The sequence below is a fragment of the Kitasatospora misakiensis genome, from assembly GCF_042656005.1.
Lineage (GTDB): Bacteria > Actinomycetota > Actinomycetes > Streptomycetales > Streptomycetaceae > Kitasatospora > Kitasatospora misakiensis.
Window position 1 is genome coordinate 1 of the sequence record NZ_JBHSOF010000003.1, and the last position, 10,564, is coordinate 10,564.

The 10,564-nt window shown below is 71.5% G+C and carries 11 protein-coding genes; 2 read left to right on the forward strand and 9 right to left on the reverse strand.

All coding sequences use genetic code 11. The annotated features are described in order from the left end of the window. Positions 1-104: 104 nt before the first annotated feature. The 5 genes from ACFP3U_RS03895 to ACFP3U_RS03915 all read right to left on the reverse strand — a co-directional run bounded on the left by ACFP3U_RS03895 (position 105) and on the right by ACFP3U_RS03915 (position 5,561). Entirely contained in the window at positions 105-1,334 is a 1,230-nt protein-coding gene (locus tag ACFP3U_RS03895; protein ID WP_380223728.1) for a hypothetical protein, read from the reverse strand. Between the two features lie 122 nt (positions 1,335-1,456). Further along, entirely contained in the window at positions 1,457-2,176 is a 720-nt protein-coding gene (locus ACFP3U_RS03900) for an HNH endonuclease family protein (RefSeq protein ID WP_380223729.1), read from the reverse strand. After that, a complete protein-coding gene (locus tag ACFP3U_RS03905) occupies positions 2,173-3,507 on the reverse strand; it encodes an AAA family ATPase (RefSeq protein WP_380223730.1) in 1,335 nt (444 codons plus the stop codon). The genes ACFP3U_RS03900 and ACFP3U_RS03905 overlap by 4 nt, the downstream gene beginning before the upstream one ends. Before the next feature lie 307 nt (positions 3,508-3,814). Continuing rightward, the gene (locus ACFP3U_RS03910; RefSeq protein WP_380223731.1) at positions 3,815-4,549 is read right to left on the reverse strand and encodes an aminoacyl-tRNA hydrolase; all 735 of its coding nucleotides are present in this window, start codon (positions 4,547-4,549) and stop codon (positions 3,815-3,817) included. Positions 4,550-4,631: 82 nt separating this feature from the next. Continuing rightward, complete coding sequence (locus tag ACFP3U_RS03915; RefSeq protein ID WP_380223732.1) at positions 4,632-5,561, reverse strand: hypothetical protein; 930 nt, start codon at positions 5,559-5,561, stop codon at positions 4,632-4,634. 147 nt (positions 5,562-5,708) lie between these two features. Here ACFP3U_RS03915 and ACFP3U_RS03920 point away from each other — a divergent pair, with 147 nt between their 5' ends. Together ACFP3U_RS03920 and ACFP3U_RS03925 are read left to right on the forward strand one after the other, a co-directional pair. Beyond that, the gene (locus ACFP3U_RS03920) at positions 5,709-6,083 is read left to right on the forward strand and encodes a YbjQ family protein (RefSeq protein ID WP_045938048.1); all 375 of its coding nucleotides are present in this window, start codon (positions 5,709-5,711) and stop codon (positions 6,081-6,083) included. A gap of 113 nt (positions 6,084-6,196) precedes the next feature. Next, a complete protein-coding gene (locus tag ACFP3U_RS03925) occupies positions 6,197-7,378 on the forward strand; it encodes an NAD(P)-binding domain-containing protein (RefSeq protein ID WP_380223733.1) in 1,182 nt (393 codons plus the stop codon). Between the two features lie 22 nt (positions 7,379-7,400). On the opposite strand, the gene paaE is transcribed toward ACFP3U_RS03925, so the two are convergent. From paaE to paaB, 4 genes are read right to left on the reverse strand one after another with little or no spacing between them, the layout of a single operon-like run. Beyond that, positions 7,401-8,609, reverse strand: a complete 1,209-nt coding sequence (gene paaE, locus ACFP3U_RS03930; protein ID WP_380223734.1) for a 1,2-phenylacetyl-CoA epoxidase subunit PaaE — start codon at positions 8,607-8,609, stop codon at positions 7,401-7,403. After that, positions 8,610-9,224 carry a 1,2-phenylacetyl-CoA epoxidase subunit PaaD gene (gene paaD / locus ACFP3U_RS03935; RefSeq protein ID WP_417466410.1) on the reverse strand — a complete coding sequence of 205 codons (615 nt, stop codon included), beginning with the start codon at positions 9,222-9,224 and terminating at the stop codon, positions 8,610-8,612. Between the two features lie 5 nt (positions 9,225-9,229). After that, on the reverse strand, positions 9,230-10,111 hold the full coding sequence (gene paaC / locus ACFP3U_RS03940; RefSeq protein WP_380223735.1) for a 1,2-phenylacetyl-CoA epoxidase subunit PaaC: 882 nt from the start codon (positions 10,109-10,111) through the stop codon (positions 9,230-9,232). A gap of 17 nt (positions 10,112-10,128) precedes the next feature. Further along, on the reverse strand, positions 10,129-10,422 hold the full coding sequence (gene paaB / locus ACFP3U_RS03945) for a 1,2-phenylacetyl-CoA epoxidase subunit PaaB (protein ID WP_218199217.1): 294 nt from the start codon (positions 10,420-10,422) through the stop codon (positions 10,129-10,131). Positions 10,423-10,564 lie beyond the last annotated feature (142 nt).

Sequence of the window (10,564 nt, forward strand, 5' to 3'; positions counted from 1 at the left end):
TCTCCTGGACCATCAAGATCCAGTGTCCGGTGTCCTCACATCAGGGGGAAGGCCCCATGACCAGACGGTAGCGGCCTCACCGCTGACACGGCATTCGAATTCGGTCACTCTTCCGATTGCCCTGGCGCGGTAACCGCCAAGGCTTCCTCGATGGCCTCGGCTGCGTCACTCAGGTATCGGAAGACCCGCACCGGTCGCTGCAGCCGCTTGATTCCTTGCCTCAGCGCGTCGCCCATGGCTCGTTCGCAGACCACGAAATCCGCGTACCCGGCGGCACAGGACAGGTAGATCATGTCCGTCAGGTCGTTGGTCCTCCAGGTTGTCCCCTTATTGAGATGGCGCTCGTGAAGCATCTCCCGCAGCAGCCCCAGGGCCGGCGCGGCGGCCAGATCGTGCCGAGCGTGCTTCGTCACCCATTCAGCGACAACCTTCGGTGTCAGCTGCGCCGCGTGCGCTTCGACTGCGAGGTCGAGCCGGATGTCGTTCAGGAGAAAGGCGTCGATGCTCTTGCGTTTCTGCTGTGCGTCGCGCCTCTCGCCATCCAGCCAGTCACTGAACCGCTGGTTGGCTTCTACCCAACCGGTCACCGAGCCAGCCGGTACCCATTCGGTATCGAGCATCACGTCGATCAGCGCGGTGGCCGAGGTCAGCGCCACGGTCCGAAACGCCATCTCCTGCGGAAGGCCCGAGGGCATCGGGATGGGGGCTACTCCGCGAGCAGCTCCATGAATGACGTTCGGGGCGAGGGTGAACACCGCCTGCACAAGAGTTCCGGCGTCGCCACTTGTCCGGCAACCGAAGGCAGCACGGATTTCGTCGCGACGTAGCTGCAACGGATCCCGCATCTGCCAGCCCCGGCTCAGCTGGAGGACCGTCAGACCAAGCTGGTATCGCCTGGCGGTGTCGGACCACTTGGCGGTCTCCGCATAATGTGCGGCAGAGATAGGCAAAATGATCTTTCCTTGCCGCACCCACTGTACGAGCCGCCGAGCCGCCTCGTCTTCCTGTGGGGAAACGTCACCGATACCAGTGAGCACGTTGGCCATTACGCGCCACTTGTTCTGGTCCAGGTAGACCGCCAAACGCCCGCCGAGTTGGTCGGCACCGTCAAGGGTGGGCATCTCGAAGGCAATGTCGTCACCGGCGTTCGTGGTGGCAAGAAGCACATCGAGAGCCGGAAGGTAAGTGAACCGGGACAGTGTGCTGGTCTCGCCGAACGGATCCTTCCCCAGCGGGAAACGGGCCTCCTTGCCGTCGGAACGCACGAGGACCATCGATGCCGACGCACGATCCATCGCCATTGAGACGATCGACAACTCGGGTTGCTCACTCATCGCAGCATGATGCACCCACGGACTGACACCCGGCTTCCCTGCCCACAGGAAACCCGACCGCGCCAGCTGGTCGAGATCCAGGTTGCCCCGGCCCGCCACGCTGTTGCTCCTGAACGAGCTTTTCAGATCCCGAACGCGGCTCGCCATGCGTCGAGTGCCGGTACGGTCCGCTGGCCGACTACCTTAGGAGCCAGGCCCGGGTCGAGGCGGGTCATGGCGTGGACAACGTCGATGAAGGGCGAGTCCTGCAACGCCTGAGCCAACTCGTCGGCTTCGGGATCATCCTCCTCGACCAGGTTGTGCCAGTCCCGCAGGTTCGAGCAAGCCCTTCGGAAGGCAACTTGGCGTCCTCTCACGAGGTCATGGCGGTTGAGGCCGAAAACGCTGATAGTGGCCTCGCCCTTGGGGGATCCGTCGACCGCCGTGTACTCGCCGCTGCCCAGGAGTAGCTCCAGATGGTCAGCGGGGTCTTCCGCCGTGGGGTCGACCAGCAGACAAGCTCCGGTAGCGTCCACCGGATACTGCTCCCGTTTCTCGTTGCTGTTGCACCAAGAGCAGGCGAGCAGGTGGTTCAGCCACACGAAGGCCCGGTACGGCGCGTTGTCCAGCGGCTGGAAGTGGTCGATGTCCGTGGCCCTGCTGTCGTCGCAGTACATGCAGCGCGCCGCGCCACGGGTCATACCTTCCAGCGCGGTGCGTACGTGCTTCTTGGCTGCCTTGGCCCTGGTCCAATGATCGCGTGCGGCTGCCGTTGTGCCGCCCGCAGTCGCGACGTCGGCCGTCCACGTGGTGAGCAGCCTCTGCGCCCGTGTGGAGAGTTCGACGCGTTGGAGGGGGATCATCGGTCCTGTTCCAGCCGTGCCGACACCTCAGCAACCCGGGTGACCAGCGAGCTGGTCAGCAGGTCGGTCAGCTGACGATACTCCTCGTCCTCTTCAGGGGTGGTGGTCTGCGCGTACACCTTGCGCTCCAGAGCCACTAGGCGCCGACGCTCGCGCTCGGCACGGCTGGAGAACAGGGTTTCCAGGCCGAATAGCTCCGAGATCACCGCGTCATCGCCAGTGCCGTAGACGACCCGGCGATAGAGGTCCTCCTGGACGACTTCCGGGGCCTGGTGCTCGTCGATGCCCGGCAGACGGATCAGGGCTCCCTCGTCGGCAGCCTGGCAGATGTAGGGGCTGTGGCTGGTGACGATGAACTGGATGCAGGGGAAGTGCTCCTGGAGCCAGTCTCCGATCTTGCGCTGCCATGTGACGTGCAGGTGGGCGTCGACCTCATCGATCAGCACCACGCCGGGGTTGCGTACGACAGTGCCGCCACTTGAGGTCCGCGAGACCATCAATGCCCCGTAGGCACCTTGGAGCTGGCGCACGATGTCGAGGACTAGCGCCGCCACAGTCCGGTATCCGTCGCTCATCTCCTTGAGCGGGAACTGCTTCGTGCCCTCCCTCTCCTCTACCCACAGGCCATCCGCAGTTACCCGCTTCACCTGATAGTTGTCGGGCAGCAGACCGTCCTGCAACAGAGCCAGCACGGTCTGCAGCAGGTCGGCTGCTGGGCCGCCCTTGTCCTCTTCGTACGCCCGAAGGCGCAGGTCGACCAGCCAGGCGACTCCCTCGGCCAGCGACGCGTCCTCGTGGAAGAGGGTGGCCAGTCGGCCGCTGGGCCCCTGGTTGACCATGAGGCGCTGGGCCTCGCTCGACCCGCCGGTCAGCCGCCTGAACGGGCCGTAGCCGGCACAGAACCAACCGGCGGGGTTCTCCATCCAGGGCCCTCGGGGACCGCTCTTGCCCTTACCGAGCGGTTCCACCAGTGGCCGTTGGCTATGCTCCGACTCAGGGGCCCGGGACCATCGGAGCCCGAAGCTGGTCTCCCCTTCAGGTGTGTTCCCCGGTCCCGAGAACCCGTCAAGGGAGGCGTCGACGGCGACGTGGACGTTCACCTCGCCCGTCCTGGTACCAGAGCTGATCCAGCCGGTGAAGTCCGTCACCAGCGCCCGTGAGACTGTCGGGCCAGCCAAGGCCAGAGCCAGGGCTTGCAGCACCGTTGACTTGCCCGAACTGTTGCGGCCCGCAAGGACGGTCCAGCCGCTGCGTCCGGGCAAGGCCAGGTCCACTGCGCGCTTGCCGCTGAAGCCCTTGATGTTCTTGAGCTGGACCCTCGTGACGTACACCCGTGCTCCGTCCTCGTCGCCGACCGCCGCACTGCTGCCGGTGCGAGCCCGGCCATACGGGCAGTGCCGGTCTAGGTTCTCACGAGCCCGGTTTCCGATGCTGCCCCGGTCTCCGGCCTGCCACGCCCGTTCGGGAGAGTCCGTGGGGGTTGGCGCAACAGCCCGTCGAGCCCCCGACGCGACAATGGCGGCGAGCAGAGGAAGCGCCGCCACTTCACCCCTCCAAGAAGGTCTGCCGGAGGCGTGCGGTCACCAAGAACGCGCGCCTCACCTGCTACGTTGCCGTGTTGGGGTCAGCGTGATGCGTTCACGGGCGCCGAAGGCGCGGGGTGGGGCAGTAGCGCGTGCCGCCTTCGAGTGCAACAGTTGGCCCGGGGGCGATCTCCGTGAAGCCCGCGTCCTGGACCAGTGGCAGGCCGCTCGCCACCAGTTCCGACCAGGCCTCCGGTGTCGCCGTGCGGACGGCGAGGGGGAAGCCGCTCTCCGCCCACTCCTTGCGCCGGGTGTCGTCCAGGCGCCACCAGGCGATCTGGGCGGCGTGGCCGGTCTGCGCCATCGTCTTGCCCGCGCTCATCTCCAGCTCCGGGTTCAGCCAGAGCACCGGCACGCCCGGGGCCGGGGGGTCGACCGGGCCGGCCTCCTCCAGATCGGTGCCCGACACCTGGAGCTTGGCGAGCTCCTTCGGCCAACCGTCGAGCGGGACCGGCGGGAACACCCGCACCTCCGCCTCCCGCCCGGTCACCGTGATCCCGGGCAGTTCCCCGGCCCGGCGCCACTCGCCGCCGCGGGCCCGCCGGACCACCTTGCGGATCCGCGCGTCCTCCCAGGCCGCGACCCGCTCCGCCCACTCGCCCTCCGCCTCGACCACCCTCGGGTCGTTCAGCAGGGTCAGCACCGCCCGCGCCGAGGTCTCCAGCGCGTCGGTCCGCCCGGGCGGCGTCGCGCGCTCCATCCGGACGACCAGCGGCAGCACGTACTGCTGCCGGGCGTCGCGGTCCTCGGGCGTCGGTTCGGGAACGGGGGCGTCGAACGGAGAAGTCACCCGACCAGCATGCCAGCCCCCGGCCGCGGCGATCACCGCGGTCCGACCAGCACCGGCCCAGCCACTGCCGGTCGGACCGCGGTCAGCGGCGGTAGCCGCGGTGCGCGTCCCGCTCCTCCGCGTCCTCGTAGGGCAGGAACCAGCCCTCCGGGTGGGTGGCCGTGAGCAGCAGTTCGGCGCGCTGCTCCGCGGTCAGCTCCGGGTCGCCGTCGTCCGGCCCGTAGACGCCGAACAGTTCGTCGTGGCAGCCGTCCCAGTCGTAGTCGTAGAGGTCCGCCGGAAGGTCGCCCATCATGTCGGCGACCGACTCGGGCTGCGCGCCGAGCAGCGTCCGGGCGTCGACCAGGGCCATCCGCAGCGCGATCTCCTCCGCCAGGCAGCGCGGCAGCGGCCACTCGCCGAGCGCGAGGTCGTCGGCGAGGTCGTCGAAGGTGCGGGCCATGGCGCGGCGCCAGGCCCGGTGCAGCCGCCAGGTGCGCTGCGGCAGTCGTCCGAACACCGTCCAGTCCGCCTCCTCGCCGTCGACGACCGGCTCGTCCTCGTGCTCGTCGAGGTCGTCGTACGCGGCGTCGGCCAGCCCGAGCAGTTGGGCGTGGAGCAGACAGGCGGTGCGCGGGGTGAGCGTCCAGTCGCCGGCCGCGGCGGCGTCCTCCTCGTCACCCTCCAGCGGGAACAGTTCGGCGAAGTCCGGCGCGAAGTCCTCGGTGACGCTGATCTCCAGCGTGCCGCCGACCGCCTCGACCCCCGGGATCGCCGCCACCAGCCGGTCCGGGTGCAGCAGCGCGCCGAGTGCCGCGTTGGCGTCCTCGGCCACCTCGCGCAGCATCTCGCGGCGTTGCCCGGCCGGATCGATGCCCTCGAAGTCCAGTTCCTCGACGGCCGCGATGGCCGCGGCGCGCAGCGCCGGCCAGTTCGTGATCCGCAGGCCCAGGACCACGGTCGCCTCGATCTCCTGCGCGCCCGAGTCCTCCGCCGCGCCCGGCCCCTGTGGATGATCGCTTCGCTCGCCCATGGGGCTACGGTACGGCCTTTCGGCCGTCCGATCACCGGTCTGTTCCGGCTACCCTACGCGTTCTCGCCGTTACCGCCCCGTCTTCTCGCGGCCACGCCTCCGCGCGCCTCTGTTCGAACGCGTCCGGACGCCAGCAGGATGGGCGCCATGGCAAACATCGACGAGTACGGCGGCGGGCAGCGTCCGGACGCCCAGGTGCTGGTAGTGACCACCAACGACATCCCCGGATACCGGGTCGACCACGTGATCGGCGAGGTCTTCGGCCTGACCGTGCGCAGCCGGCACATCGGCAGCCAGATCGGCGCCTCGCTGAAGTCGCTGGTCGGCGGCGAGCTGCGCGGTCTGACCAAGACGCTGGTGGAGAGCCGGAACGAGGCGATGGAGCGGCTGGTAGAGCAGACCAAGGCGCGTGGCGGGAACGCGGTGCTGATGTTCCGATTCGACGTCACGGAGGCGGCGGACGTGGGTACGGAGGTCTGCGCGTACGGCACGGCGGTGGTGATCTCGCCCGCCACCGCCTGATCCGGGGCGGCTGATAGCCGGCGGACAAGTCGGCGGACGGGCGGTGGGGCGGGGGTGTTCCTCGGAACGCGCGCCCCCGGGAACACCGCCCGTCCGCCGGATGTTTCATCGGCGTGACTGTTTACGGTGCAACCAACTCCGGCACGGTCCGCCTGGTCGACGTCGTCGTGATCGGCGCGGGCCAGGCGGGCCTGTCCGCCGCCTACCACCTGCGCCGCCGCGGTTTCGCGCCCTGCCTTGAGGCGCCCTCCCGCGACGGTGGCGGGTTCGTCGTCCTCGACGCCGACGACGCCCCCGGCGGCGCCTGGGCCCACCGCTCCCCGTCACTGCGGATGGCCACCGTGCACGGTTTCCACGACCTGCCCGACTTCGAACTGCCCGAACCCGACCCGGACGCCCCGGCGCGCGAGGTCGTCCCGGGGTACTTCGCGGCGTACGAGGCCAAACACGCACTCCCGGTCGTACGCCCGGTGAAGGTCCTGGCGGTGCGCTCGGATTCGACGCGGCCCGACGCCCGGCTGCTGGTCGAGACCGACTCCGGCACCTGGTCGGCCCGGGCCCTGATCAACGCCACCGGCACCTGGACCCGCCCCTTCCTGCCCCACTACCCGGGCCGGTTCGACGGGCGCCAGCTGCACTACGCCGCGTACCGGGGGCCGGCGGAGTTCGCCGGCCGGCGGGTCCTGGTGGTGGGCGGCGGCGCCTCGGCGATCCAGGTGCTGTCGGAGGTCGCGGCGGTCGGCGAGACCGTCTGGGTCACCCGCACCCCGCCCGTCTTCCACGCCGGGCCGTTCACCCCCGAGTACGGGCGCGCCGTGGTCGCCAAGGTCGAGGAACGCGTCCGCCAGGGGCTGCCGGTGCGCAGCGTGGTGAGCGTGACCGGCCTCGGACCGTCGGTGGCCTACCGCCGGGCCGAGGAGTTGGGCGCGCTGCACCGCCGGCCGATGTTCGACCGCCTCACCGAGCACGGGGTCGCCTGGGGCGACGAGGAGCTCGCCGTCGACGCGATCGTCTGGGCGACCGGCTTCCGTCCCGAGGTCGGCCACCTCGGCCCGCTCGGCCTGCGCTCCCCCGGCGGCGGCATCGCGCTCACCGGCACCCACGCCACCCTCGACCCGCGCGTCCACCTGGTCGGCTACGGGCCGTCCGCCAGCACCGTGGGCGCCAACCGCGCGGGCCGGGCGGCGGTCAACGAGATCGTCGGGCTGCTCGGTACCCCGGCCAGCGGCGAGGCCGAGGTACCGGTACCCGTACCCGTACCGGCCGAGGCCGGGGTGCCGGTGCCGGCCCGGTAGCCGACCGGGTGGACGCGCGGGGTCAGCGGTCGTAGTCGACCGTCACCCTGTCCGTCACCGGGCGGGCCTGGCAGGTGAGGACGTATCCGGCCGCCAGTTCCTTCTCCTCCAGGGCGAAGTTGCGCCGCATCGTCACCTCGCCCTCGGTGACCAGCGCGCGGCAGGTCCCGCACACCCCGCCCTTGCAGGCGAACGGCAGGTCCGGCCGGGACCGCTGCGCGCCGTCCAGGATGGAGCGGTCGCGCGGGAGGGTGAGCGTGCTGCCCCGCCCGTCCAGGACGACCGTGACCTCGCTGCGTTCGGCACCCTCGGCGCCGTCCGCCGCGCCGCCCGGTGCGTCGTCGGCGCGTTCGGCGATCGGCTCGTCCTCGGCGTGGAACAGCTCCTGGTGCACCCGCTCCGCCGGCACGCCCAGCCCGGCGAGCAGCTCCTTCGCCCCGGCGACCATCCCGAACGGCCCGCAGAGCCACCAGTGGCCGACCGCCGCCACGTCCACCAGCGCCGACAGCAGGGCCTCGACCCGCTCCGGGTCCAGCCGGCCGCTGAGCAGTTCGGCGTCCCGGGTCTCCCGGGAGAGCACGTGGACCAGCTGGAAGCGGCCCAGGTAGCGGTCCTTCAGGTCGGCCAGCTCGTCGGCGAACATCACGGTGTCGCTGCGCCGGTTGCCGTAGAGCAGGGTCACGGTCGAGGTGCGGTCGGCGGCCAGCACGGAGGCGGCGATCGACAGCATCGGCGTGACGCCGGAGCCGGCCGCCAGCAGGACGTGGTCGGCGGGCTCGCCGAGGTCCGGGGTGAACAGCCCGGACGGCGTCAGCACCTCGACCTCCTCCCCCGGCCGGGCGTCGCTCACCAGCCAGCGGGAGAACAGTCCGCCCGGCACCTCGCGCACGGCGATGCGCAGCGGGCCTCCGACGGGGGCGCAGATCGAGTACGAGCGGCGCTCGTCGACCCCGTCCACCACCCGACGCAGCGTCAGCGTCTGGCCCGGCCGGAACGCGAACGCCTCGGTGAGCCCGTCGGGCACCGCGAAGGTCACGGCGACGGCGTCGTCGCAGAGCCGCTCCACGGCGGCGATCCGCAGCGCGTGGAAGGTCGGCCGGCGGGCCGGCCGTACGGTGGGGGCGGCGGCGGGCGTCGCGGGCGTCGCCGTGGGCGTCACGGATGCTACGGACGTCTCGGACGCCTCCGCGGACGGCGCGAGCGGCGGGACGGCTGGCGGAACGGCGGCCATTCAGATCTCCTTGACGCGTTCGAAAGGCTCGCGGCACTCGCGGCAGCGCCACAGCGCCTTGCACGCGGTGGAGCCGAAGCGGGACAGCTCCTCGGTGTCGGTGCAGCCGCAGAGCGGGCAGGGGACGGGCACGGCGGCGGCAGCACCGGCGACAGCACCGGCGGCAGCGCCGGCGGTCGCGCCGGCGGTCGCGCCGGCGGTCGCGAGCCGGGTCGGGCCGAGGCTCAGCAGGGTGGCGCCGCCGGTGCCCGCCGCGGTCCCGGCCGCGGCCCCGGGCCGGGGCGGGGCGATGCCGGCCTCGGCGAGCTTGCGCCGTCCCTCGGGCGTGATCAGGTCGGTCGACCAGGGCGGGTCCAGCCGCAGCCGGACCCGGACGTCCGCGAAGCCGGCCGCGCGCAGCCGCCGGTCCACGTCGGCGGCCATCTCGGCGACGGCGGGGCAGCCCGAGTACGTCGGGGTGATCCAGGCCGTCACCACCGGCTCCTCCGGGCCCCCGGCCACCTCGACGTCGGCCAGCACACCCAGGTCCGCCAGGGTCAGCATCGGCAGTTCCGGGTCCGGCACGGCGGCCGCCACCGCCCAGGCCGCCCCGCTCGACGCGCGCTCCCCGGCCACGGCCGTCACCACGTCGCGCCCGGATGCGCGCGGGCCAGCACCTGCAGCTCCGCGAGCAGCAGCCCCAGCGCCTCGGTGTGCACCCCGTCCCGGCCGGCCCGGCCGCCCACGGCCGCCAGCCCCGGCACGTCCGGCACGGTCAGCCCGGCCTCCGCGAGCACCGCCGCCAGCGACCGCAGCACCGGCTCGCGCAGCGTCGCCGGGTCCACCCCGACCCGCAGCTCGACCGGATGCGCCGTGAACAGTTCCTCCAGCAACGGCCAGACCGCGTCCACCCCGGCCTGCATCCGCGCGGTCGAGTACGGCGTGCCGTCGCCGAGCCGCAGGGTCCACGCGGTGGCGTACTCGCGGTGGTACGCCAGCTCCTTCACCCCGCGCCCCGCGACCGCCGCCAGCACCGGGTCGGCGTGCCCGGCCAGCGCCTCGTACAGCGCGCCACGGGCGGTCGAGAACAGCAGCAGTCGGGCGATCGAGTACGCGAAGTCCCCGTTCGGCGCCTCGACGAGGCGGACGTTGCGGAACTCCTGCTCCTCGCGCCAGTACGCCAGGTCGTCCTCGGTACGCCCGGAACCGTCCGCCTGCCCGGCCCGGGTGAGCAGCTGGCGGGCCTGACCGAGCAGGTCGAGACCGAGGTTGGCGAGCGCGACCTCCTCCTCCAGCTCCGGTGCGCGGGTGCACCACTCGATCAGCCGCTGGGCGAGGACGAGCGCGTCGTCGCCCAGCATCAGGCAGTAGGCCGCGAGGTCGGCGCCGTCCAGCCCGGGCGGCACGGCGGTGTCCACCCCGAGCAGCGGGTCGGCGAAGCCCGTCCCGTACGCCCAGCGGCCCTCGCCCTCGGGCTCGGGGGACGCCTCGGCGAGGCTCAGGTACACGTGGTCGTCGGTCATGGTTCGGCTGCTCCCGGTCAGATGTGCGGGACATCCTCGGGGATGTCGTAGAAGGTCGGGTGGCGGTAGACCTTGTCGCCGCTGGGCTCGAAGAACGGGTCGCGCTCGTCCGGGGTCGAGGCGGTGATCGCGTCGGAGCGGACCACCCAGAGGCTGACGCCCTCGTTGCGGCGGGTGTAGAGGTCGCGGGCGGCGAGCAGCGCCATCCGGTCGTCGGGCGCGTGGAGCGAGCCGACGTGCACGTGGTTCAGACCGCGCCGGGGGCGCACGAACACCTCGTAGAGCGGCCAGCCGGCCTTGGACTCGGTCACTTTCCGTTCTCCTGTTCCACCTGGTGTTCCGGGTTCGGTTCCGTGTGTCGGGTCGTGTGCTGGGTCGGGTGCCGGGTCGGGTGCTGGGTCGTGTGTTGTGCCGTGCCCGGGACGGCGGTGCCGGGGGTGCCGGGGGTGCCGG